The sequence below is a fragment of the Enterococcus malodoratus ATCC 43197 genome (assembly GCF_000407185.1).
GTDB classification, from domain to species: domain Bacteria; phylum Bacillota; class Bacilli; order Lactobacillales; family Enterococcaceae; genus Enterococcus_A; species Enterococcus_A malodoratus.
Window position 1 is genome coordinate 92,267 of the sequence record NZ_KE136482.1, and the last position, 25,753, is coordinate 118,019.

The 25,753-nt window shown below is 41.7% G+C and carries 21 protein-coding genes; 18 read left to right on the forward strand and 3 right to left on the reverse strand.

Annotated features, from left to right (window positions below; all coding sequences use genetic code 11):
• Positions 1-16 precede the first annotated feature (16 nt).
• The 4 genes from I585_RS10300 to I585_RS10315 all read left to right on the forward strand — a co-directional run bounded on the left by I585_RS10300 (position 17) and on the right by I585_RS10315 (position 3,561).
• A complete protein-coding gene (locus I585_RS10300) occupies positions 17-1,507 on the forward strand; it encodes a BCCT family transporter (protein ID WP_010741706.1) in 1,491 nt (496 codons plus the stop codon).
• A 149-nt stretch (positions 1,508-1,656) separates the two neighbouring features.
• Positions 1,657-2,388, forward strand: coding sequence for a GntR family transcriptional regulator (locus tag I585_RS10305; protein WP_244265989.1), 732 nt, complete (start codon positions 1,657-1,659; stop codon positions 2,386-2,388).
• A gap of 40 nt (positions 2,389-2,428) precedes the next feature.
• Complete coding sequence (locus I585_RS10310) at positions 2,429-2,986, forward strand: DUF3841 domain-containing protein (RefSeq protein ID WP_010741708.1); 558 nt, start codon at positions 2,429-2,431, stop codon at positions 2,984-2,986.
• Positions 2,962-3,561: a DUF3841 domain-containing protein gene (locus I585_RS10315; protein WP_010741709.1), complete on the forward strand. Its 600-nt coding sequence runs from the start codon at positions 2,962-2,964 to the stop codon at positions 3,559-3,561. Before I585_RS10310 ends, I585_RS10315 begins: the two co-directional genes overlap by 25 nt.
• A 46-nt stretch (positions 3,562-3,607) precedes the next feature.
• Here I585_RS10315 and abc-f read toward each other — a convergent pair whose 3' ends face one another.
• Positions 3,608-5,101, reverse strand: coding sequence for a ribosomal protection-like ABC-F family protein (gene abc-f, locus I585_RS10320; RefSeq protein ID WP_010741710.1), 1,494 nt, complete (start codon positions 5,099-5,101; stop codon positions 3,608-3,610).
• Between the two features lie 555 nt (positions 5,102-5,656).
• On the opposite strand from abc-f, the gene I585_RS10325 reads away from it, so the two are divergent.
• The 8 genes from I585_RS10325 (at position 5,657) to I585_RS10360 (ending at position 17,823) form a co-directional block, all read left to right on the forward strand.
• Positions 5,657-7,405, forward strand: a complete 1,749-nt coding sequence (locus I585_RS10325; protein WP_010741711.1) for a glycoside hydrolase family 13 protein — start codon at positions 5,657-5,659, stop codon at positions 7,403-7,405.
• Between the two features lie 80 nt (positions 7,406-7,485).
• Positions 7,486-7,857, forward strand: a complete 372-nt coding sequence (locus tag I585_RS10330) for a DUF1304 domain-containing protein (protein WP_010741712.1) — start codon at positions 7,486-7,488, stop codon at positions 7,855-7,857.
• Between the two features lie 145 nt (positions 7,858-8,002).
• Complete coding sequence (ppdK, locus tag I585_RS10335) at positions 8,003-10,618, forward strand: pyruvate, phosphate dikinase (RefSeq protein ID WP_010741713.1); 2,616 nt, start codon at positions 8,003-8,005, stop codon at positions 10,616-10,618.
• A gap of 630 nt (positions 10,619-11,248) precedes the next feature.
• Positions 11,249-12,667 (forward strand): dipeptidase PepV, encoded by a 1,419-nt coding sequence (pepV, locus tag I585_RS10340; protein WP_010741714.1) that lies wholly within the window; start codon positions 11,249-11,251, stop codon positions 12,665-12,667.
• A gap of 85 nt (positions 12,668-12,752) precedes the next feature.
• The gene (locus I585_RS10345) at positions 12,753-14,672 is read left to right on the forward strand and encodes an OPT/YSL family transporter (RefSeq protein ID WP_010741715.1); all 1,920 of its coding nucleotides are present in this window, start codon (positions 12,753-12,755) and stop codon (positions 14,670-14,672) included.
• The gene (locus I585_RS10350; RefSeq protein WP_010741716.1) at positions 14,665-15,030 is read left to right on the forward strand and encodes a PqqD family protein; all 366 of its coding nucleotides are present in this window, start codon (positions 14,665-14,667) and stop codon (positions 15,028-15,030) included. The genes I585_RS10345 and I585_RS10350 overlap by 8 nt, the downstream gene beginning before the upstream one ends.
• A 185-nt stretch (positions 15,031-15,215) precedes the next feature.
• Positions 15,216-16,589, forward strand: a complete 1,374-nt coding sequence (locus tag I585_RS10355) for an ATP-binding protein (protein ID WP_010741717.1) — start codon at positions 15,216-15,218, stop codon at positions 16,587-16,589.
• 73 nt (positions 16,590-16,662) lie between these two features.
• Positions 16,663-17,823 carry an MFS transporter gene (locus I585_RS10360; RefSeq protein WP_010741718.1) on the forward strand — a complete coding sequence of 387 codons (1,161 nt, stop codon included), beginning with the start codon at positions 16,663-16,665 and terminating at the stop codon, positions 17,821-17,823.
• A 52-nt stretch (positions 17,824-17,875) separates the two neighbouring features.
• Here the strand turns inward: I585_RS10360 and I585_RS10365 are convergent, their stop codons facing one another.
• Positions 17,876-18,148: a zinc ribbon domain-containing protein gene (locus I585_RS10365; protein WP_010741719.1), complete on the reverse strand. Its 273-nt coding sequence runs from the start codon at positions 18,146-18,148 to the stop codon at positions 17,876-17,878.
• A gap of 108 nt (positions 18,149-18,256) precedes the next feature.
• On the opposite strand from I585_RS10365, the gene I585_RS10370 reads away from it, so the two are divergent.
• From I585_RS10370 to I585_RS10385, 4 genes are all read left to right on the forward strand, one after another.
• Positions 18,257-20,647: a Xaa-Pro dipeptidyl-peptidase gene (locus I585_RS10370; protein ID WP_010741720.1), complete on the forward strand. Its 2,391-nt coding sequence runs from the start codon at positions 18,257-18,259 to the stop codon at positions 20,645-20,647.
• A gap of 174 nt (positions 20,648-20,821) precedes the next feature.
• Positions 20,822-21,730 carry a DMT family transporter gene (locus tag I585_RS10375; RefSeq protein WP_010741721.1) on the forward strand — a complete coding sequence of 303 codons (909 nt, stop codon included), beginning with the start codon at positions 20,822-20,824 and terminating at the stop codon, positions 21,728-21,730.
• A gap of 88 nt (positions 21,731-21,818) precedes the next feature.
• The gene (locus I585_RS10380; protein ID WP_010741722.1) at positions 21,819-22,763 is read left to right on the forward strand and encodes a TMEM175 family protein; all 945 of its coding nucleotides are present in this window, start codon (positions 21,819-21,821) and stop codon (positions 22,761-22,763) included.
• 97 nt (positions 22,764-22,860) lie between these two features.
• Positions 22,861-23,409 (forward strand): hypothetical protein, encoded by a 549-nt coding sequence (locus I585_RS10385; protein ID WP_010741723.1) that lies wholly within the window; start codon positions 22,861-22,863, stop codon positions 23,407-23,409.
• A 61-nt stretch (positions 23,410-23,470) separates the two neighbouring features.
• Here the strand turns inward: I585_RS10385 and I585_RS10390 are convergent, their stop codons facing one another.
• Positions 23,471-23,800 carry a hypothetical protein gene (locus I585_RS10390; protein ID WP_010741724.1) on the reverse strand — a complete coding sequence of 110 codons (330 nt, stop codon included), beginning with the start codon at positions 23,798-23,800 and terminating at the stop codon, positions 23,471-23,473.
• A 237-nt stretch (positions 23,801-24,037) separates the two neighbouring features.
• Here I585_RS10390 and I585_RS10395 point away from each other — a divergent pair, with 237 nt between their 5' ends.
• Together I585_RS10395 and I585_RS10400 are read left to right on the forward strand one after the other, a co-directional pair.
• Complete coding sequence (locus I585_RS10395; RefSeq protein ID WP_010741725.1) at positions 24,038-24,532, forward strand: Lrp/AsnC family transcriptional regulator; 495 nt, start codon at positions 24,038-24,040, stop codon at positions 24,530-24,532.
• Positions 24,529-25,692, forward strand: a complete 1,164-nt coding sequence (locus tag I585_RS10400) for an aminotransferase class I/II-fold pyridoxal phosphate-dependent enzyme (protein ID WP_010741726.1) — start codon at positions 24,529-24,531, stop codon at positions 25,690-25,692. The genes I585_RS10395 and I585_RS10400 overlap by 4 nt, the downstream gene beginning before the upstream one ends.
• Positions 25,693-25,753 lie beyond the last annotated feature (61 nt).

Sequence of the window (25,753 nt, forward strand, 5' to 3'; positions counted from 1 at the left end):
AGGAGGAGGCGTTAAAATGAAAAAAAATATAGTATTTTATGTATCTCTTTTGATCACCGCCGTAATTGTACTTGTCGGTTTAGTCGCACCTAAGCCATTTGCGCAGGCGATGAATGGAACAAAGGCCTTCTTGGTAGATACTTTTGGTTGGTTTTATTTAATTGCTATGTTTGTTTTTGTCATTTTCTCGTTGCTGATTGCTTTTAGCCGCTTTGGAAAAATAAAACTTGGTCCTGATGATTCTGTTCCTGAATACAGCAATCGTTCTTGGTTCGCGATGCTGTTTGGTGCCGGTATGGGGATTGGCTTGGTTTTTTGGGGTGTCGCTGAACCGTTGAACCACTTTGCTACGTTTGGCGGAACGGAAAAAGCAGCCGATCTAGCGATGCAAAAATCCTTTTTACATTGGGGCTTTCATCCGTGGGCGGCCTATTCGATTATCGGAATGGCGCTGGCTTATTTTCAGTTTAGGAAGAAGACACCGGGGTTGATCAGCAGTATTTTTTTACCGATCCTAGGTGAAGAGGGTGTTCGCGGTCCGATCGGTAAAATTATAGATATTTGCGCGGTCTTTGCGACAGTTGCTGGAATCGCGACGTCACTTGGTCAAGGAACGCTGCAAATCAACTCGGGATTGAACTACCTGTTCGACATTCCAACAACCCGACTCGTTCAGATAGTGATTATTGTTTCCTTGACGGTCGTGTATACGTGGACCGCGGTTAGCGGAATTGATAAAGGAATTAAACTTTTGTCAGATATCAATTTATTCTTGGCGGTAGCGATTCTTTTAGGAGCTTTTCTAATCGGACCTAAAATCATGTCCTTGAATATTTTTACTAATTCTTTTGGCGGATACATCAATAACTTGGTATCAGAAAGCTTTTCGATTAATCCATTTGGAGACAATGCGTGGTTAGGTTCGTGGACAATTTTTTATTGGTCATGGTGGATCGCTTGGGGACCGTTTGTTGGAACCTTTATTGCTAGAATATCCAAAGGAAGGACGATTAAGGAATTTGTTTTGGGAGTGATCATTGCTCCTTCGATGGTCTCGTTTATCTGGTTCTCAATCTTTGGCAGCTTAGGACTTAATTTGGATATTGAGATTATTAACAAAGCGAAGGCAGTAACAGAGACGGCACTTTTTGTTGTTTTAGCCGAATATCCGCTGGGAATGTTCTTTTCGATCATCGCTATTTGTCTCCTGTGTACTTTTTTTATCACTTCCGCCAATTCGGGTATTTTTGTTCTGTCGATGTTTTCATCGGAAGGCGACTTGAATCCCGGCAACGATAAAAAAATTCTATGGGGAGTTATTCAAGCGCTGCTGGCATTAGTTTTATTGATGACGGGCGGTTTGGATGCGTTGCAAACTTGTTCGATTGTTGCAGCCCTGCCATTGACGGTGATTATGCTGCTGTGCGCGGTGTGTTTATTCAAAGCATTGCTGCAGGAGAAACCCAAACCAGAGGAGTTATCGAAGTCCGCTGAACTGGAAAAGTAATCAGACAGTGAATAATCATGTGAATGAAAACACAATTTAGATAGGGAGTATCAGTAGATAAAGTCGAAGGAAGTGCGCGTATTTATAATGGTCAAAAGGATCAGACACCGAACGCCATGAGACTTAGTAAAGGCTTTCTGATATAATTAATGGGATATATCGGAAGGGATGCTGATTTATTTATGGATATTATGCCTAGATACGAAAAACAAAGTTTAAGCGATATGGTTGTGTCGTATGTTAAAAATAGAATCTTGTCAGGAACGCTAAAGGGCGGCGACCGATTAATTGAAACAGATATCTCAAATAATTTTAATATTAGCCGAGCACCTGTCAGGGAAGCGATGCGTATTTTGAACGAACAAGGATTGATTACATTTTCTCCTCGTAAAGGAAACCATGTGATTGAAATGGAACCTGCTGAAATAATGGAAGTCTTTGAAATACGAACGTCACTTGAAACACAAATTTTGCGAAAAATTTTGCGGAATCAATTGCTCAAAGAGGAAGATTTCGATCAGCTGACGAAAATTGCGTTAGAAATGAAAGACGGGAAACAGCGTTGTCGAAATGAAGAGGACAAGGTCTTTTTGCTAAACACATTAGATATTTCTTTTCATAAATATCTTTGGCAATTATCAGGCAGTGTGCGACGGGCCCAAATACTAGAGAGCTTGTTTTATCAATTGCTTATTGCCATGAACGAAGATTTGTCATCGTTGGGAATTCTGGAAAAGAAATCAGATGAGCATTTGGCTTTTGTTGACGTTTTACGGAAAAATGAACTTCCTTCGGTTGTTCGCGCGTTTCATGGGCATATTCAAAATTATGTCAGAGCCACCTTGCCGGAAGAAGAAAAGTCTTTTTGTTTGGATTGTTAAGAGGAAGAACTCTTTTGCTTATTTCTGATTTGGAGGAAATATGACAAATAAAATAAAGGTTTGGACGAAGCAGCATGCAGATATTTTGAACGTATTGAATCAGACAGGGCGGTATATTGCAAAAAAAGAGTATATTGAGCAAAAAATGGAGGATCATACAAGCCTTTATTTGGGTGTCTATGATTGGTATTTTCATGCGGCCTCAAAGCTGGTTCAACCGCCGGCGGACGTGAAGTATCCGATTTGGGTCTCGCTCTCTCAAGAAGAGAGTATTCAAAATAGCGAAGGCAATGCGATCTTGGAAATTGAACTTGAGCAGGACCAATTGATTATCGTGGATCTGCTGAAATGGGGCAATATTGTTAATTATTTGTACATTCCTAAGGATCTGGAGGATCAAAAGGCTCATAGTGAACTCTTAGAGCAATATGGCATCGATGATTGCACGGCTTTTATGACACCGTTTTATCCTAATATCAAACGAAAAATCGAAAAAAGCCGTGAACGTCTTTTTGATGATTCCAGTGTATTGGGAGAAATGAAAGTTGGGACGATATGGGAGATTCGCAAAGAATGGATTACAGAGATCACCAGGTAACGCTGTTTACTTCTCAGAGCCAAGTGGTTGTTGATAAAATTGTTGAGACAGGAAGATACACGGTCAAGAACGAATTCATCAGCAAGAAATATGGTGAAACTTCGCAAGTTTTTTTGCAGGCCTATGGCTGGTATCGTCAAAACGCCTCGCAAATCGTTGAACGGCCCGCGGATGGAGACTCAGCAATTTGGTCATTTCTAAATGTAAACTATCTCGATTACTCAGCAGATTCGAAAATTATCAAACTGCATGTTCCAATCGAGCAGATTGTGTTCTTTCGAATGTCTGATTGGAATAAAATTTTGAATTTACGTTTGCTGGGAACGCCTGAAGAGGAAGCAGAGTATTATGAACGACTAAAAAAATTCAATGTTGCTTATGAAGGCGATGTTTATACAACTGGGTTTTATCCGCATTTGAAAACAGAGCTGGTTCGAAGCTGGCAAAAACTTTTTCAATATGATCACATGATCAAAGAGACCAAAAATTTGCCTTTTGACGATATTCAAGGGGGAATTTGGGAAATTCGAAACAGCTGGGTCGAGTCATTTACGGATTGGGGAATTGAGCAGTGAGTCGAAAAATAAAATGCACCGTCCAATTTTTTTGGACGGTGCATTTCTATTTTTTCAAGGCAATTTGCTGCGCGCCGATATTTTTCAAAAAGGTTTGATCGTGTTCGACGATCAACATCGTAGGTTGCTTTTGCAATAAAAGATCCTCCAATTGCTTTTGATTGAAGACATCCAGATAATTTAACGGTTCATCCCAAATATAAAGTTCCGCTTCCTGCGCCAATGATTTCGCCAGCTCAACCTTTTTCCGCTGCCCCATACTCATTTCCTCGATTTGGTTTTGAAACACGTTGCGTTCCATTCCCAGTTTTCGGAGGTTGTTCAGAAAAGCAGAATAGTCTAATTGATTGGCTTCAGCGAAATCCTGCAGCGTCCCGCGATTGTTTTCGTAGTTTTGTCTTACGTAACTAATTTTGACATTCGGTCGAAGAAGTTCACCGCTGGCTTGGCCCGCAAAAGTTCCTAATAAATAATGCAAGACGCTGGATTTCCCAATCCCGTTTGGTCCTGTGAGCGCTACGATCGTTCCTCGCTGTACTTCAAAGGATAGCGGGGCGAAAAGAGCCTCTTGTTCTTTGTAGTGCAAGGACAAATTTTCCATTTTTAACAGTTGCGCGTGACGGCTGGGATGATAGCTCATCGTTAATCGATCGACATCCTCCAAATCTTTCAAAAGTCCTTCTTTTACTTCGATTTGATCATACATCCGCTGCTCTATATTTTTCGAACGTTTCATCGTGCGTGCAGCCCGCGCACCGATGAAGCCAGTATCAAAGATTCCGCCGCTGCCTTTTTCTGACGGCTTGCCGTATTTTTCAGTCTCGCGAGAACGGGACCACTCTGCTTTTTCGGCGGCAGTTCTTTTCAGTCGGCTAACTTCTTTTTTAATTTTTCGATTTTGGGCTAATTCAAATTCATCCCGCAATTCTTTTTGTTCCTCATACGTAGCAAAATTTCCTTGGTACAAAACTAGCTGACTTTTTTCGATGGCCAGTGTATGATCGGTGACTTGATTCAAAAATTGCCGATCGTGGCTAACGACGATGAAGCCGTCTTTGTGCTGCAAATAATTTGCCACGTGCTGCCGACCTTGTAAGTCTAAATGATTGGTCGGTTCATCGATCAACGGGAAAAAGTTTTCCTGCGTAAAAAGCAATGCTAATAGAACTTTTGTTTGTTCGCCGCCAGAAAGTGTCTGGTAGGGTTGCCATAGCACTTGCGGATCCAGCTGGATCAAATTCATTTCTCGTTCTAGTTCCCATAATTCGAAATCAGCGACTTCCAGCAACGCATAATAGGTGAGTTGATCCTGCTCGCTGATTGTTGCTGGAAAATAAACTGGCCGTAAAGGAAATTGAATTTCTCCTTGATAGGCGTATTTTCCTAACAATAGTTGCAGCAGCGTTGTTTTGCCGCGGCCGTTCCGACCGACCAACCCCAGCTTCCAGCTGCTGTCGATGGTCAAATTAGCATCCTCAAATAATAATTCGACTTGTTTATCAAACCCGAAGGTCAAATGTGTAATTTTAATTGTAGACATAAAAATTCCCCCTTTGTTTCACAATGGAAACAAAAAAATCCCAACCAATTTTCAGGATGGGATCAGGAAGCGATAGCTTTTTTCTAAACAGTGACAAGCAGGCAGCTCAATCAAACTGCTTGTTCACTAGTTTTGCAATTCATGCTCGACAAATTGCGAAAAGCATAAACGACAAAAAAAGACCATCCCTTGAAAACCTAAGCCAATCCTGAAAATCTGCCCACTAATCCCATCAACGCAAGTTAATTTAAGACTAGTTTGCAACTTCCAACATTCGCTTAGTTTTTCAATGGCATGATCCCTCGTTTCTCTAATAGATGCATTTATTAAAACAGATTATTCTGGCTTTGTCAAAAAAATACGGACGCAGCCGCTTCCCCAAACATGCTACGCCCTGGAGTGATCCTCGATAAACGAGGCGAAGAAAATTTTTTTCTTCTATTATTATAGTAGCATATTTTGAAGAAAAATTTGTGTTTGAACACTTGGCTAAGGTCTAAGTGGAGAGAGGAAGAAGATATTTGGTACAATGGAAGCAGAAATGGAGGTGGAGGGATGAATTATGCAGGAATTTATCATCGTCCCGAGAGTGAATTTGCGTTTCTTTATACAAAAGATTTGATGCGGATTCGCTTGCAGACAGCACGCAATGAAATAAAGTCCGTTGGGTTGATCAGCGGAGATTTCTATTTGTTTGCTGAGGAAAAATGGTATCAAGAGCAGCAGCCAATGAGCAAAACCTACACGACCGATAACCTCGACTATTGGGAAATCGAAGTGACCGCGCCGCATCATCGCTTGGCGTACGCTTTTTGTATTACGGATTATTCGGGGAAACAAGTCTTTTATACCGATCAAGGGATTTTTGACTATGAAGAAAGTCGTTTGGAACGTGATTTTTTGTACTTCCGGATGCCTTACTTTCAAGAAATCGATCGTTTCAAAGTGCCGGATTGGGTCGCAAAAACAGTCTGGTATCAAGTTTTTCCAGAACGCTTTAACAATGGCGATCCCTCTAACGATCCGGATGGCGTATTGGCATGGGGGAGTGAGAAACCGACCCGCGAGAATTTTTTTGGCGGCGATCTGCAAGGCGTTATTGATAAGTTAGATTATCTGGAAGATTTGGGCATAAACGGTCTTTATCTGTGTCCGATTTTTACGTCGCCATCGAATCACAAGTACGACACGGTGGATTATTATGAAATCGATCCGCACTTCGGGGATAAGCAGACCTTCCGTGAGCTGGTCGAAAAGGCTCATGAACGCGGAATTCGTGTGATGCTGGATGCGGTCTTTAATCATTTAGGGGCGAGTTCCCATCAATGGCAGGATGTGATTTTGCAGGGGGAAGAATCGGCGTATGCCAATTGGTTCCATATAGACTCTTTTCCACCGCGATATACGGCAATTCCGGATTCGGAAAACGCGAAGAATTTGAATTACGATACCTTTAACTTCAATCCGCATATGCCGAAGCTGAATACTGCTAATCCAGAGGTACAAAAATATTTACTTGAGATCGCAACCTATTGGATCCGTGAATTTGATATTGACGGCTGGCGCTTAGATGTAGCCAATGAAGTCGATCATCATTTCTGGAAAGAGTTTCACGAAGCGGTCTTACAGCAAAAAGACGACCTCTATATCTTAGGCGAAATTTGGCATTCGTCACAGCGCTGGCTGCAGGGCGATGAATTTCATGCGGTAATGAACTATGCCTTTACCGATAGTATTAAAGCCTTTTTCGTGGAGCAGTCGATCTCAATCTCGCAAATGATTTTCGGAATGAATCGTCAACAACTGCTTTACCGCGATCAAACGAATGAAGTCAGCTTTAATTTGCTAGACTCTCACGATACGCCACGCATATTAACGTTGTGTTCAGGAAACAAAGACTTGATGAAGGCAGTGCTGACCTTTATGTTTATCCAAAAAGGAACCCCTTGTATTTATTATGGAACAGAGGTCGGCATGGAAGGGGAAATGGACCCAGATTGCCGCCGCTGCATGATTTGGGAAGATCAAGATGAGGAGCTCAAGCTCTTCTTCAAGCAATTGATCGCTCTGCGGAAGCAGTTTTCTGAAGTCTTCAGCTATGGAACGATGATCTGGCATTACGATGACGATAAAAAGACGTTTTCGCTAACACGAACCTACAAAGAGAAGACATTAATTGCTACCTTTAATGAAGGGGAATCGTTTGAGGTCGAAAAAGCAGGGCGCCGTCTGTTTGGTCATAATTATCATGAGGGGGATGCATATCAGCTGCTGTCCCATGGATTTGTGATTGAAGAACGGTAGCAGCAAGTCGCTTTGATTGGAAAAAAATAGAAAAATGAATATAGTAGATAAATCAACCGTATAAATAAGGAGAATTATCTATGACAGGATTCATTTTACTATTATCAGGAATTATCGGTCTGCTGCATTTAGTGATCATGGGATTAGAAATGTTCGCATCGCCGGAAAAGCAAGCGAAAACATTTGATATGCCTCATGATTTTGTGACTCAGCCGAATGCGCAAATCGCGTTGAAAAATATGGGGATATATAATGGCAGCTTAGGTTTAACGCTTCTGACCAGCTTGTTTTTATTTCAAGGAGACGTGAGATTGAAGGTTTTGCTGCTGTTTAACCTTTTCGTTGTGATCGTTGGATTGTACGGCGGGAAGACCGTCACTAAATCAATCTATCTGATTCAAGCATTACCGGCAATAATCACGTCACTTTTGATTTTCACTCAATTAGTCTAAAAAGAATCGACTAGGATAATCATCCTGGTCGATTCTTTTGCATATATGTGCGTTATATTTTTATATAAACATCTTATTGACTTTGTATAATCATCGTATTAAACTGTAGTCAGGTCAAATAAAACTTTTTTAAGAGGAGAAGCGCATGAATCGTTGGGTTTATTTATTTTCAGAAGGTTCAAAAGAACAAAAAGATTTACTAGGCGGGAAAGGTGCCAATCTTGCTGAAATGACAAAATTGGGTCTGCCAGTACCGACCGGGTTCACGGTAACAACGGAAGCATGTTTATATTATTTAAATCATGGCAATCAATTGATCTCGGATATGAAGGATCAAGTGATGGATGCTGTTGAAAAATTATCCGCTAAAACGGGAAAGAAATTTGGTGATATGGAAAATCCATTATTGGTTTCCGTACGAAGCGGCTCCAAATTCTCAATGCCGGGGATGATGGATACGGTTTTAAATTTAGGATTGAATGATCAAACAGTTGCAGCCTTGGCAAGTAACAGTCAAAATGAACGGTTTGCCTATGATTGCTACCGTCGTTTGCTGCAGATGTTCGGAAATGTTGTGATGGGGATGGACAACAGTGATTTTGAAAATCGCATCACGGCACTAAAAAAAGTAAATGGTCTGTCTTTCGACAACGAATTGACCGCGGATCATTGGAATCAAATTGTAAGCGAGTACAAAGAGATTTATCGCAAAAAATTGCAGCGTGAATTTCCGCAAGATCCGATCGAACAATTATATTTAGCGATCGAAGCCGTCTTTGGCAGCTGGAATAACCAACGGGCGAAAACGTATCGCCGCCTACATGATATCAGCGATGATTTAGGGACCGCAGTCAATATTCAAGAGATGGTCTTTGGAAACTTTGGTGATAGTTCCGGGACTGGGGTGGTATTTTCACGCAATCCATCACTAGGCGATCCAGGATTATTCGGTGAATATTTAATCAACGCACAAGGAGAAGATGTGGTGGCGGGTGTTCGAACACCAAAACCGATCCAAGTTTTGGCGGACGAACTGCCTGAACAGTTCCAACAATTAAAAAGCATCTGTGAAGATCTAGAGAAACATTATCAAGATATGCAGGATGTTGAGTTTACGATCGAACGAGAAAAATTGTTCATCTTGCAAACCCGCAGCGGCAAGCGGACATCGAAAGCGGCATTGACAATCCTGTTAGATTTCTATAAGGAAGGAATCATCAATGAAGCAGAATTGGTCAGCCGAATCGAGGCAAAAGATTTAGAAGCAGCATTGCATCCAAACTTTGACGAAGACGCGCTGAAAAATCGCGTATCCTTCTTATCTGGCTTGGCGGCTAGCCCGGGCGCTGCTACAGGAGCGGCTTACTTTACAGCCGAAGCAGCGACCGAGGCAAAAGCTCGCGGCGAAAGAGTGGTCTTGGTTCGTGAAGAAACATCACCAGAAGATATCGAGGGAATCGCAGTCAGTGAAGCGGTCATTACTAGCCGCGGCGGTATGACTTCACACGCGGCGGTAGTCGCCCGCGGAATGGGAATCTGTTCGGTTGTTGGCTGTGAACGATTGACCGTGCTGGAAGAAAATAAAGCAACAGTCGGGGAAGAAGTAATCGAAGAAGGAACGATTCTTTCCGTTGATGGAACGAGCGGCAAAATCTACTTTGGCGAAATTCCAATGGAAGAAGTGACCAATACAGTCGCTTTGGATGAACTGCACGTTATTTGGGATCGTCATGCCAAAATCAAAGTAAGAGCGAATGCTGAAACACCAAAAGATATTGCTACAGGGATGGCTTTAGGAGCCGTTGGTATCGGGTTGGCCCGGACAGAGCATATGTTCTTTGAAAAGAGCCGTCTGCTGCAATTCCGTCAATTAATTTTGGCTGACAGTTTAGACGAACGGCTGGAAGTTTTGAAAGACTTGAAACAAGTGCAAAAGCAAGACTTCAAATTCATGTATGAAGCCGCTGAAGGCAAGCCAACAACGATTCGCTTGTTGGACCCACCGTTACATGAATTCTTGCCAAAAGGAGCCGATGAATATCGCGAAGTTGCTAAGGAATTAGGCAAGACCTACAATGAAGTGAAGCGTAAAACAGACAATTTAGCAGAAGTTAACCCAATGTTGGGATTCCGCGGTTTGCGCCTAGGGGTTGCTTATCCAGAAATCTATCAAATGCAAGCGGAGGCGATCATTGAGGCGGCCTGCGAAGTAACGAAGGAAACAGGATTGGCCATTCAGCCGGAGATCATGATTCCATTTACCATCGATGCACAGGAATTCGCTCGTGTCCGTTCATCGATCGAAGAAGCGATTCAAAGAAGTCTTAAGGAATACAAACAGGACCTTAGCTATCAAATCGGAACAATGATTGAGATTCCTAGAGCCTGCTTCGTTGCGGATGAAATTGCTCAGCATGCGGACTTCTTCAGCTTTGGAACCAACGATTTGACTCAGATGGCGTTAGGTCTGTCTCGTGATGACTCGCCGCGCATTATCAATCAATACATGGAAGCCGGAATTTTTGCGGACGATCCATTCCAAGTCTTGGATGAATCGGGTGTTGGAGCTTTAATGAAGCTGGCAATTGAACGGGGAAGACAAGTCAATCCGAAGCTGAAGATTGGAATTTGCGGTGAAGCAGCGGCTCATCCGAAGTCGATTGCCTTCCTAAATAACTTAGCGATCGACTATATCTCTTGCTCGCCGTTTAGAATCCCACAGGCAAAAATGACTTTGGCTCAGGATGCGTTGAAAATATAAGAGGAAACACGGATAAAAAAACAAGTATATGAGTATTTAATTAAAAAACAGCATGAATTTGGAAAGAGATAGTCTTTTATGAGACTATCTTTTTTTTGTTATTAACAGGACAATTCAAAAATTTTAAATTAATGATAGATAACAAATAAATGAGAAAGAACACGCTTAAATGAATGAAATATAATTTGTAAACGGATTCAACCTTCGTTATACTTCTTATAGGCTTTAAATATGTCATGTCACTAAAAGATAGCGTCTTTTTTGATCAGCTTGAATAACAAGAGAATTTAAGTGAAAACTTTATTTTTAATGAAAATCAGCTTTTTTATATTAAATGATGGTTTTTTCACAATGACTTATGAATAAAAATACGGTATAATGCTAACTTGGGAGGTGAAACAAACTGCGGAATTAGGAATCATAGAATAACATTTTTGATTTTCATGAGCGGTCTTTTCCGTTGATTGTTTTGACGTATTACAACCTCAAAAGGGGCCGTGAATTCGTCTTTTTGAAAAAAAGTTATTCTAAGCTGTCAAAATTTGAATACTATATTTAGACATGATCTTTCTAATGAATCTAACAGGTTTTACAGACTTGTTACAAAAAAAAGAAAGCAGGGATTAAACAATGACAATTGATTGGCAAAAAGAAGTAGAAGCACGCAAAGATGATTTACTTAAGGATTTAGGCGAACTTATTCGCATCAACAGTATCCGCGACGTGGAACATGGAACAAAAGAAGAACCTCTTGGACCTGGACCAGCTGAAGCATTACGCAAAGTTTTGGCATTCGGTGACCGCGACGGTTTCGTTACAAAAAATATCGAAAACGTAGCTGGCCATATCGAATACGGCGACGGCGAAGAAATGTTCGGACTATTAGGACACGTTGACGTGGTTCCTGTTGATGATAATTGGGATACAGATCCATTTGAACCCGTTATTAAAGATGGAAAATTATATGCTCGCGGCTCAGCCGACGACAAAGGCCCTTCAATCGCTGCGTATTATGCAATGCGCATCATTAAGGATCTAAAATTACCAATCACTAAAAAAATCCGCTTTATCTTCGGTACAGACGAAGAAAGCGAATGGGTTGGGATCCACCGTTATATGGAAGTGGAAGAAATGCCTAAAGTTGGTTTTTCTCCAGATGCACAATTCCCAATCATCAATGGTGAAAAAGGAATCTTATCTTATGAAGTAACTTTCGCGGCTAAAGATGGCGCTGAAGCTGGTGACTTTGATCTTGTAAGCATGAAATCTGGCTTACGTACAAACATGGTACCAGGGGACGCTACAGCTGTTCTTAAAGTGAACAATGAAGCAAAAGTTGCGGACATGAAGGCTGCATTTGACGCATTTATCGAAAAATCTGACGTTAAAGGCGAATTCGCTGAAAGCAATGGTGAAATCACATTAACTGTCATCGGTAAAGGTGCTCACGCACAAGAACCTAAATTCGGCGTTAACTCTGCAACATTCTTAGCGGCATTCTTAGCTGACTATAACTTAGACGGCAATGGTGCTAACTACATTCAAACAGTTGCCGAATATATGCATTTAGATTACAACGGCAAGAAATTAAATGCTTATACAAAACACGATGTAATGGGTGAAACGACTTCATCAGCGAACTTGTTCGATTATACTGCTGAAGGCGATAAAAAAATCACTATCAACGTTCGCCATCCAGAAGGCATCGACAAAGATACGATTTTAGCCAACATGGAAGAAGTCCTTAAAGATGCAGGCGTTTCAATCGCGATCATCGGTGACGTGAAAACTCCTCATTATGTTCCAGCAACAGATCCATTAGTGAAAACATTATTGGATGTTTACGAAGAACATACTGGTCTTGAAGGCCATGAAGAATCAATCGGCGGAGGTACTTACGGTCGAATCCTAGAACGTGGTGTCGCATACGGCGCAATGTTCCCAGGTGAAGAAAACGTAATGCACCAACCAAATGAATTTATGCCGATTGACAGCTTGTTCAAAGCAACAGCAATTTATGCTGATGCTATCTATCGTTTAGTTAAATAGTCGGTAATGAGAGACAGGAATCCTGTCTTTACAGGATTCCTCATCTCATTGAGGAAATGAAAGTAAGGAAGGAATTTCAAAGATAATGAAAAAACTCTCAAAAGACGCTTTTGGTGGAGTTGCAGGGAAAGATTATGTCCCGTATGTAGCTGATAAGCCTAAAAAATCAGGTTCACCAATCATCATGATTCTAGGTATTTTACTAGCTGCATTATTTGCTGCATCGACCGCTTATTCAGGTATGAAAGCTGGTTTGACCGTAGCAGCAGGTATTCCAGGTGCAATTATTGGATCAGGGCTAGTTGCCCTATTTGTAAAACCTAAAACAATTTTAGGTAAGAACTTATTGCAATTAATGTCAAGTGGTGGGGAATCTGTAGCATCAGGTATGATTTTCGTATTACCAGCCGTAATTTTAGTCGGTGGTAAAGTGAACTTCATCGAAGGTGTAGGAATCGGAGTCGGCGCTGTCTTACTTGGTGTTGGTGTGTTCTCATTGGTTGAAGAATATATGTTAGTTAGTGAACATGGTAAACTGGTTTATCCAGAAGCAATGGCTATTTCTGAAACATTAGTCGCTTCAGATACTGGTGGCGATTCACTTAAATACATGGGTATCGGCTTCGGTATCGGTGGTGTTTTAACTGCGTTGACTGGTTCTGTTTTCGGAATCATGAACAATGTTATCAGCTATGTAAATGAAAGTTTCTATAAATGGAAATTTGAAACAGAAGTAAACCCATTATTAGCAGGTATCGGATTTATCGTCGGAATGGACGTATCTGTCTTGATGTTTGCTGGTTCGATCTTAGCGAACTTCGCGATCGCGCCATTATTAGGTTACTTCATGGAAATGGCCAACAGCAACGCTCATGTTTGGGATAATGCGTCTCAATTATTGAGTGCTTCAAACTTCGCAGTGATCTCTGGTTCTTATGTTAAATACATCGGTGCTGGTATGATGATCTCTGGTGGATTGATCGGTGCGATCAAATTGATCCCAACAATCATTTCATCTATCTCTGCAACTTTGAAAGGTCGTAAAGACGGTTCTGAAAAAGAAGGCGGCGGTATGCTGCCATTGATCGTAGGTGCTGTGATCGGTATTATTATGGGATTTGTGATCACTGGAAGTGTTGCAATGGCACTTGTAGCGGGTATCCTATCAATCATCTTAAGCTTCCTATTCGTTATTGTTGCAGGTCGTTTGACTGGTACGATCGGTACATCAAACTTACCTGTATCTGGTATGACAATCGCTTCAATGGTTATCTTGACGCTAGTATTTGTAATGATGGGCTGGACTTCAGCTGAAAATACTCAACAATTACTATTGTTTGGTACATTTATCGTATTGGCAATTTCAGTAGCCGGCGGTTATGCACAATCACAAAAAGTGACGTTTGTAATGGGCGGAAACTTCAACGAAGGCCGTAAATATTTCTTGATTTCTAATATCGTTGGTGTCGTAATCGTTACAGGTATGATGGTTATCTTATCACCACAATTAGCAATCACTGGTTCTAACCCTCCATTCGGTTTACCACAAGCGAACTTAATGGCAACATTAACTTCAGGGATCACGTCTGGCTCTCTGCCTTGGCACATGATCATCGCTGGTATTGCAATGGGTGTTGTTTTACACTTCATGAAGGTTCCAATCATGACATTTGCGATCGGTTTCTACTTACCAATCTCAACAACTTCAATCATCTTAGTTGGTGCGTTGATCCGTCGTTTGATTGACGAATTGAACAAAAAAGAAACAGAAGAAGTTGCAGAAGAACGCATCACTTTAGGTGTCAGCTTGTCTTCTGGTTTGATCGCTGGTGGTTCAATCATCGGTTTGATCGGAATCATTTTACAAGTAACAGGGGTCGTAACTCCTGGTACACCAACAGGCTTCTTAGGATCTAACGGTTCAGCATTCTTGCTGCTTATCGTCTTGATCGTTGCGATCATTGCGCCATTGTTAAGTGTGAAGAAAGTGAAACACAATGACTAATCAACAGCCAAATGCTGTAAATCCTGAAACAGAAGAGCTGCTAAAACGAGTGTATCGTCTTAGAGAAGGCTTGCATTATGAAGTTCGTGACGGCATCGTCTTTGTCATTACGGAACAAAATGCTTGGATCCAACGAGTCTTACGCAAGATTCATTACAAGATCCCAGAAACTTCTGAGATGGAGCTCGACAAATACGGTAGCTTCATTTTTCAACAGGTGGATGGTAAACGAACCGTTAAAGAAATTGGTGAAAATCTTGGCGCAGCCATTGAAGAAGCCAATGATCAACTATACGATCGTCTATTGATCTATCTGCATCATTTAGAGAAGAATGAAAAGTATATTGAGTTAGTTTAAAAGAGTGTCCTTCAAGTGTTTACACTTGGAGGACATTTTTCTTTTTCGGTTATTTGAAATGCAGCTAATTTTTCGTGAACAGACTACTTATGATGATTCGAATCATGAGTGGTCTGTTTTTTGGACTTCACACTTTTACTACTTTAGATTATAATAATCTAAAGTAGTAAAAACGGAGGTGTATCATGTTTCTAGGAAGAGAAAAAGAGTTAGCGTCTCTTGAGCGGATGTATCAAAAGGAAAATTTCCAAATGGCGATAGTTTATGGCAGACGGCGAATTGGTAAAACAGCGTTGCTGAATGAATTTATCAAAGACAAGAATTCACTTTATTTACCGGCAGAAGAAGTCAATGATTCGTTAAACTTGCAAAATTTTTCTAAACTATTAGGTGAAAAACTAGGCATCAAAGATTTTCCAACAGTTGATAATTGGAACGCCTTTTTTTCTATTATCAAAGAGCAGCTTGGAGATAAGCACATGGTGGTTGTGATTGATGAGTACCCTTATGCAGCTTCCGCAAATAAATCGTTGAATTCCATTTTGCAGCATGTTATCGATTATGATTTTAAGGAGACAAATATCTTCTTGGTTTTATGCGGCTCATCCATGAGTTTTATGGAGAACCAAGTACTGGGAGAAAAAAGCCCACTATTCGGCCGAAGAACTGGACAGCTCAAAATCAATCCCTTAGATTATTATGATTCGGCACGTTTTTACCCGAATGCCAGCGATGAGGACAAAATTAAATACTATGCTTGTATTGGCGGGACGCCGTACTATCTCTCATTAATCGATCCGAAGCTGAGTTTTGAGGAAAATCTGCGTGAACTTTATTTTGAAATCAGCGGCTATTTACTTAATGAAGGAATTCTTCTGATGAAGCAAGAGTTTAGAGAGCCGGCAAACTATAATGCCGTTTTACAGGCCATTGCCAGCGGCGCAAATACGCTTCGCGAGATTGCAGGGTTTACAAAGCTTGAGAGCAGTTTTATCTCGAAATACCTGCTAACTCTGCAAGAATTGAACTATATCGAGCGCGTCATTCCATTTGGTTCAAATCCATTAAAAGGAAAAATCAGCCAATATCAGATCACTGAGAACTTCATTGCTTTTTGGTATCGGTATGTCTTTTCCGTAAGAGCTGAAATTGAACGAGGAAATGGCGATATTTACTTTTCAGTAGCGCTTGATCATTTATCCGATTTTATTGGATCACTATTTGAAGAGGTAACGCGTCAGTATTTGAGAAGACTTAATGCACAAGGAAGGCTTCCTTTTATTGCCGAATCATTTGGCAAGTGGTGGGGCAAAGACCGAAAAGGCAACGTTCAAGAGTTAGATATAGTGGTTGAAGCTGTATCGGGAAAAGAACTGCTGGTTGGTGAGTGTAAGTGGCGCAACTCCTTTAAGGTGAATAAGACGATAGAAGTATTGAGTGAAAGAGCCGCGTACTTTGACAAATACACCACGCACAAATATCTTTTTACAAAAGGACCAATTGATAGTAAGGAAGATTCGGATGTTCGCAACATTTCGATTGCGGATTATTTTAAGTAATTTGAGAATCATAGAAACATCAAATTAAACAACCGCTCTTCTGATGTGTGGAAGAGAAAAGAAAGAGGGAATAATGAAGAAAAGTGTTTTGTTTTTGGGTTTGATTTATCTGATATTTATTAGTTTAGGACTGCCGGATTCAATTTTGGGTGTGGCGTGGCCGAGTATGAACGGCGATTTCCGAGTTGCTGCCAGTTCCGCGGGAATCGTGGCTATGGTGATTTCAATCGGTACGATTTTATCCAGTTTTCAAACCAATCGGATGATTCAAAAAATCGGTGTTGGAAATTTGATCGTATGCAGTATTTTCTGCACGGTGATCGGACTTTGCGGTTTTTCGATTTCGCAAAATTTTTTCTTTTTGATCGTCAGCGCGATTCCGCTTGGGTTAGGTGCCGGAGCGATCGACACAGCCGTCAACGACTATGTTGCTTTGCATTATAAGGCGCATCATATGAATTGGCTGCATGGATTTTGGGGGATAGGTGCAACTGCGGGACCGATCATTATGGGCTTCTACTTGAAGAATCAAAATTGGCGCGGCGGATACCTTGTTTTAGCTAGTCTGCAATTTATCTTAGTGGTGATCGTCTTTTTCTCTCGGAAGCAGTGGCAGCAACCACGAAAAATTGCACATGCCAGTGAGAAGCAAGACTCGATGATCACTTTGATCAAACGGCCGGGAGTCATTTTTTCTTTGATCTGTTTTATTTTTTATGTCGGAATAGAAGCCTGTATGGGGTTGTGGGGAAGCAGCTTTTTAGTCAGAGTGAAAGATATTCCGATATCCACAGCCGCGTTTATGACGTCGACTTATTACGCGAGTTTGACGGTTGGTCGTTTAGCCGCTGGTTTCATTACCTTTTTCCTATCGAGTCGAAAATTATTGTATCTGAGTGAAACACTGCTGATAGCCGGTGTGGTCGTATTATTATTCGGCAACGGAAATTTCGCCGCGATTGGGTTTATTTTCACCGGCTTAGGTTCTGCTGCGATCTTTCCGACGATGCTGCATGAGACTCCAGGTCGCTTTGGCGTAAAAAACTCCGCGCGAATCATGAGCTTGCAGTTAGCGCTAGCGTATACTGGAACAACTTTTTTGCCGCCGTTATTAGGCTTCTTGGCAGAACGATTTACCTTAGTGATTTTCCCTTACCTGCTGTTTGTTTTCGGCTGCATTTTGTTGGGATCAACGATTATTTTAGAGAAACGAGTGAAAGAACTTCGTAATTAGCAGATCCTATATCGTAAATAATCCCCTCCATAATATATGAAGGGGATTATTCCTATTTTTTCCACCGTTTCAATTCAGGGAAGAAGCTGTCCAAGAATTCTTTGGTTTCTTCTTCGGTTTTTCCTTGTTCTGCTAAAATACCGGCTTCTTTCATATGCTGCAGGCTGATGGCGATCATATCATCCATCGTGCAGTCATCTACGAAAGTTCCGTGTTTGTAACAATAGAGACAGTAGTCATTATTTTGAGAGCCATCATGCTCGGTGCCGTGCGTTCCTTTGGTTAAGGGCATCCCGCAGCTTTGGCAATAGGTCATTTTTTCCATGTTATCCTCCTTAAACAAGTCACAGTAATCGTTTTCATTGAACTTTAACCGAACTTGCTGGTAGTATTTGTTATACTTATTTTATCAGAAAAAAAAGGAGAGAAGTAAATGAAATTACATCAATTTGGTTTAAAACGTGTCTCACTTGAAGAAGCGAAAAAAGAATTGATGAAGAGTGGCTTTTTAGCCATTGATTCAGCAAAAGATGCGAAGACATTATGGTTTGAATTTTTACGAAAAAGTTTTTTAACTGTCCGCGATGAAAGTGGCTTTACGAATAAACTTAGCAACTTTTTGGCAGATGAGCACACAGATTTGGCCGAATTTTATCAAGCCGGCTCTCCGTTAACAAAAGAAGTCTTCTATACTATGGGCCTGCAATTACTGGATTTTGAACCGACAATTGATTTCGATCCAAAAAACGTTTTGGCAGAGGCTGAAAAAATCGGTGTCCCCATGAAGGATGGCGACTTTTCTACCAGCGAAACAATCATTGAAGCCTGGTATTTACTATTAACGAGTCACACAAAGAATGGTCTGAATTATTTAGACAAACTTGCTTCAGAAGGGTTCTATGTAGACAAAGAAGTCAGCAAACCCTTCTTCTTCAACGGCAAAGCGCAAGCAGTTTTTGACACGGCTCAATTGATCCGTGAGGTCGTCTATGTAGAAGCGCCGCTAGATACGGATAAAGACGGCAAAAGAGATCTGCTAAAATTAGAAATCTTGCGCCCTGTCGAAACAGAGGATGGCTTGCAAGTCGCAACTCTATTCACGGCAAGTCCGTATAGCCAAGGGGTCAATGGGCCTGCTGGCGAAGAACTGACTTATGATGTAAACGTCCCATTGAAACGGAAAGAACCGACAGAGACTACTTATGAGGATATTCAATATAAACCAGCACTGGTGGAATTGCCGGCTGAACGAGAAGTAAAAGGCAAAGCCACCCATGCGACTGAAACCTTCGCACGAGAAAACAATCATAGCTTGAACGATTTCTTCTTGGCTCGCGGTTTTGCGGTCGTGTATGGTGCAGGAATCGGGACACGTGACTCTGATGGGATTCAAACGTGCGGTTCGGTGGAGCAAACAACTTCGATGGTTGCTTATATCGAATGGCTGGCCGGTAATCGCCGGGCTTTCACTAATCGTACAGATAATATTGAAATCAAAGCTTGGTGGAGCAACGGAAAAGTAGCGATGACCGGGAAATCTTATCTAGGAACCTTAGCAACGGCCTGTGCGACGCGTCAAGTGGAAGGCTTAGAAACAATTATTTCCGAAGCGGCGATCTCTGATTGGTATCAATACTATCGTGACAATGGCTTAGTCATCGCGCCAGGCGGATTTCCAGGAGAAGATGCGGATGTTTTAGCAATCGAAACCTTCAGCAAAATGCGCAATGCCGGTGATTACCTGCACAGTAAGAAATTTTTCTTGGATTATCTAAAAGAAATGGCCGAATTACAGGACCGCAAGACTGGAAATTATAATACTTTCTGGGATGAACGGAATTACTTGCCATTTATTAAGGATATCAAGTGTGACGTGGTAATGGTTCATGGGTTAAATGACTGGAATGTGAAGCCTCGTCAAGTTGCGGATTTATGGGACGCATTGAAAGATGTGCCGGTAGCGAAGAAATTGATTTTGCATCAAGGACAGCACGTTTACATCAATAATATGCCGTCAGTGGATTTCCAAGACATGATGAATTTGTGGTTAAGCCATAAATTGTACGGCGTTGAAAATAATGCCAAAGAAATTTTACCAGATATCGTTTACCAAAAAAATACCGCGGCTGAAACGTGGGATACCGTCAAGGATTGGGCACCAGCGGCTGAAAAAGTTTATCATTTAGGTGAAAAGGCGTTGTCAACAACCGTCGAAGCTGGTCAAGTAAGCTTCAATGATCAGTTGCCAAAAGATCAATACGAAGGCTACACGAAAAATATTGAGCTGTGGGAAAAGGAACTGAAGGAAAACGGGCCAATGGATGGTCACCGCTACTTGGTGAAATCAGAAGCATTGGATGAAGAGCTCTTCTTAAACGGTCGTCCAAAAGTCAAAATTAAAGTGGCTTCCAGTGTTGATTTAGGAATGCTGAGTTTTGAGTTGATCGATTTTGGGACAGCCAAACGCTTGAAACCTGTGCCGGATGTGGTGGCGCTGCATGGCTTGCCGCTGGGCCGCAATTGGCGCGAGGACAATCTCGTGGAATTCAAATTAGGCGCAGAAAATGACTATAAATTAATCACTCGCGGGCATATCAATTTGCAAAACCGTGAAAATGCATGGAAAAACGATGATCTGAAGGCGAATGAATTCGTCGAGATCGAAGTGATCTTGCATCCAACGATGTATCATTTACCAGCAGGCCGTCAAATCGGTTTAGCGGTTTATGGTACGGACTTCGGCATGACTGTTCGCGGAAATCAAGATATTCAGTACACCTTAGATTTGGCAGAATCGCAATTGATTTTACCAATCGGCGAATAAAATAAAAAATGAATGAAGCGCAGAAAGATTGAGTTCCACACTCACTTTCTTGCGCTTTTTTTGCTGTTACGGCTTTTTCCGACTAGCGCGTTTTTTGATGAATGCTATAATGATGGAAAAAGTAAACAGGGGTATTCGTTCAGCCCTTCATAAAAAAAGAGATCGGAGTAAGCAATGAAAGTTAGAGGAGTGTTGTTAGCCTGTTCGGCAGGTGCGTTATGGGCACTATCAGGGATCATGTGCCAAATTCTTTTTGAAAAATATTTCGTTTCGCCTGAATGGTTAGCGAGTGTACGTCTTTTGATTGCGGGCCTGCTGCTGACAGGTCTCAGTTTTTTTCAGCGAAATGTCCCGCGAAGAAAATTTTCTTCAAAGGATTTATTTAGTTTAGTATTGTTTTCTTTAATCGGTATGCTGGGTGTACAGTATACCTATTTCAAAGCGATCCAGTACAGCGGGGCGGCTATCGCGACGATCCTGCAGTTTACTGGACCTATCTTCATCTTTATTTTTTTGGTTTTGAATAAGGAAAAGAAGATCAAATGGCTCGAAGTTTTATTGATGCTTGCGACCTTTGTCGGTGTTTTTTTGATTGTGGCAGAAGGCAGCATTCGAACGCTGAATATTTCGACGATGGGCTTTATTATGGGGATCGCGTCGGCGGTTACACTGGCTTTTTATACGCTGCAGCCTCGGAAATTATTAGTGAAGTATGGTGAAATGCGTATTGCAGGGCTCGGAATGCTTATTGGCGGTCTTGCGTTTCAGCCAATTCGACCGATCTGGCGGCCGGAATTTCAAATGGACAGCTACTCGCTGGGGTTAGTTATCAGCATCATCGTTTTTGGAACGGCGCTGCCTTTTTTATTTCAATTATCTAGTTTGCGATTTATTGAGGCGTCGCTGGCCAGCGTTTTAACGGTGGTCGAGCCGATTTTGGCGACGATTTTAAGTGTGGTGCTGTTCAACAGTCATTTTGCCAGAGTTCAGCTGCTGGGATTCTTGATTGTAATCGTTTCAGTGATTCTTTTGACGCGTTTATCCGATAAAAATGTACTGCCGGAAGAGGAGCGGATCAGCTAAAAGACCGTTTCAACGGCTTCCCTTATCTTTATTCTTTTTTGACGATTTGGTATATGATAGACCAGAAGTATGAAAAGGAGTGGAGAATATGAAGGAACGTGTTGTCGTTTTTGGCGATGCGATCATTGCGATTATTTTGACCATCATCGTTTTAGAATTACCGATTCAGACGGCCGCAAATGGCGCTGTCGATATGTACTCACTGTTAAGAGCGGTGGGAATTTATTTTATTAGTTTTTGTTTTGTGGCGAATCTGTGGTTTCAGACCGGGTACGCGTTTAATAAGATCGAACAAGTGAAGAATAAGGATCTCGTGGTTTATCTGCTATTATTATTCTTCTTATCATTGGTTCCATCAGCGACACGGTTACTAATTGAAGATACAACCAAACAAACACTTTTGATCTATGGGGTGCTGACTCTGATTGTGACGCTAGTGATGCGGCGTTTGATCGTGGCTTTGACAAGTCAATCGTTGAAGGACGAGGAACAACGAAAACGGCGAGTAAACGAGCTGAACAAGCAGGACATGGTATCGATTGGATTTCGAGTGATCGTGCTGATCTTTGGACTATTTTATGTACGTCCTGCTTTAATCATTTATTTGATTTTGCCGATCATGGCCTTTTTGCAAAATATTATTGATCGCGAAGAAGACAACTTGCTTGCGACATTGGATGATCAGCAGCAGGCGGATTACTTTCAAGATCGAAATCAGGTTTGGGGCAATTCAGTAAGACGATATTCAACCTTGCTGCGTGATTCAATGAAGGCAAACGGCGATCATGACCCTGAACGGTGGAAACAAGTCATGGCCGATTGGGAAGGGCATATCAATAACGAGATCAATGAGCGGAAAGAGCGACTTACATCTTTAGATGGGAACGATAAACGGCGAGTAGAAAATGAGATCGACCGTTTAGAAAAACAAAAGCAACGAATGGCGATGCAAAAGGCGATGACGGAACGACGTCTGAACCAGCAAAAGGACATGCCAAATCAACGCTTGGAGCAGCAGAAAGAGCGAAAATAAATACCGAGACGAAGGGTAAAAGAGCTTTTCGTCTTGGTATTTTTTTCATTCTTTTATATAATGAAGTATAAATATCGCAGGAGAGCTAGGTGGTAAAATGTCATTAACAATGATTGAGCACCCAATAAAGATGTACATCCGTCGTGATCTCGGAATGACTGTCGAGCAGTTCGGTAAGCTCGCAGGAATCCCGCAATCGACCTTGGCAACCTGGATCAAAAGAGAACGTCGAGTGGAAAAGCTGCCGATTGATTTTTATAGCGCATTGGCTACAGTTCGCAAACAAAAAATTGAAACCGTATACGGAGAATTACTGGAGTGGCAGCAGCGTTATGATCGCTACAAACAAGAGAGTCTGCAAACGATCGCTGAAGAGCAGCCGCTATTTTCGTTAGCAGCTGAAGAAGGCCGGACGATTTATCGGATTTATCGAACACGTCAGATGGAAAGCCAACTGCTGGAACCAGCTAGACGTCTAAGAAAAGCCATCGATCAATTGAACGCACAGCTCTTTATTCAAGTGATGATCGAGATTTACGGAACAGTAGAGGCTCCTATGCCGACTTGGATCGCCAAGTCCTTTAATAAAAGCGAACTGAAGGAAATCGGACAGGCTTTTTACAACGAGTTATTAATGAAGGGATAGATCTGGGAAACCAGGTCTATTTTTGTTTAGAAAGCAAAAAAAGAAGCGGTTATCCGCTTCTTTAAAGTTCTTCTTGAACTGTCTTGGTAATTTTTTTAAGATCATCCGTCATTTGACCGGAATGTTTAATGATATCTGATACTCGCAAGAAGCTGTTTTTGTACATAGCGACTTCGCGGAACTTTTTGTATTTCTCTTCGATCTCGTTAAAGGTTGCTGGTTTGCGGTCATCCTTTTCGACGGTTTCGGAGCCATTCACATAATGCATCCCTAAAAATGAAAGAGCATCATTAATTCCGTCTAAAAATGCCTCGTACTCTTCTTGACGGATCTTGCCATCCGCTAAGCGTTGACGCTGTTTTTCAATAAACATTTCGATTACTTGTTCCATTCACAATCCTCCTGCCTCTACGCATTTTTCTTGTTGCTCATCCTGTTTATTGTACTATGAAATTTAGTGTTTGTGTTATAAAAAAAGTGAAAAATTTCGAGCAAAAGGAAAATTTGCAGTAATTTTAACGCTGTTGGCTGAATTTTCAAAATAATTTGACAGTTTTTCCTTTTTTGGGAATAATAAGTAAAAGATTAAAAAATCCTAACAACTTGTTAAACTGAAGGAGACGTTCATATGGAACAAAGTAAACGCAAGCAATTATTGAAGCTGATTGAATCCGACTGTCGGTTAAGTATGGAAGAATACGCGGTGATGCTGGGCGAGGATGAAGTGATCGTTTCTGCGGAAATCAAACGACTGGAAGAAGAAAAAATTATTTGCGGCTATCGGGCCCTGATTGATTGGGATAAAGTGGAGGATGATTGGATCGAGGCTTTGGTTGAGGTTCAAACGATTCCGAAAGGCGAAGAAGGGTATCGTGAAATCGCGGAACGGGTACGGAAATTTCCCGAAGTCAAATCGTTCTTTTTTGTCAGCGGCGGGTTCGATTTCATTTTGCTGCTGCAGGGGCGCAACATTAAAGAAATCTCGAAATTTATTTCGACGAATTTAGCGTCAATCCCGGATGTTTCGGGAACGCAGACGCATTTCTTGCTGGACAAATACAAGGAGTGGGGCATTGATATGTATCAAGATGACTCCGACCCTAGAATTCAGGTGAGCCCATGAGAGATTTTTTAACGAAAAAAATTACAGATATCCAGCCATCAGGCATTCGGAAATTCTTTGACATCGTTTCTGAACAGCCTGACGCGATCTCGCTAGGTGTTGGGGAACCAGATTTTGATACGCCTTCTCACATGACGCAAGAAGGGGTTCGTTCGATTCAAGAAGGGCGGACATTTTATACGGCTAATGCCGGTCTGATTGAATTACGTGAAAAAATCAGCGATTATTTACTTTTTCGCAATAAGGTTAACTATGATCCGAAAACGGAGATCGTTGTTACAGTTGGCGGCAGCGAAGCCATCGACATCGCCTTACGAACATTTGTCGATCCTGGCGATGAGGTAATCATTCCTCAACCTAGTTTTGTATGTTACGAACCGATCACTCAAATAGTCGGCGGCACGCCGGTAACGATTGATTTGAAAGCAGAAAATCAATTTATGTTGACGCCGGAAGAGCTGGAAGGCGTATTGACTGAGAAAAGCAAAATCTTGATTTTGTCTTATCCAAATAACCCGACAGGCGGGACAATGGATCGCGAAGCGCTGATTAAGATCGCGGATGTCGTGAAAAAACATGATCTGCTGGTTATTACGGACGAAATTTATGCGGAACTGGTTTACGATGAACCGTTTACCAGCATCGCGGAATTGCCTGGGATGCGGGAACGAACAATCGTTATCAACGGTTTTTCAAAAGGGTTTGCGATGACTGGCTGGCGCTTAGGTTTTATGGCTGGTCCAGAGATGTTTATGGAGCAGTTGTTGAAGCTGCATCAGTATACGATTATGGCGGCACCTACAGCGAGTCAATATGCGGCGTTAGCAGGATTGAAAAATAATTGGCAGGAAACCGTGGAACCGATGCGGTTGTCCTATGAAGAACGGCGGAACTATCTGCATCATGCGCTAGAGAAAATGGGATTGACCTGTTATAAGGCGAAGGGAGCCTTTTATCTCTTCCCGCAGATCAGTCAATTCGGCTTAAGCAGTGAAGAATTTGCTTTGCGCTTGCTGGATGAAGAAAAGCTGGCGGTCGTTCCTGGCTCGGCGTTTGGAAAAAGCGGCGAAGGTTTCATCCGTCTTTCCTATGCGTATTCGATTTATGAATTAAAAGAAGCGATTCAGCGCTTGGAGCGTTTTGTGACACGACTGAAATAGCAGCAAGGAGCGGAGAGATCCGCTCCTTTTTTTTGCGAAAAAAAACTGCTCAAAAATGAAC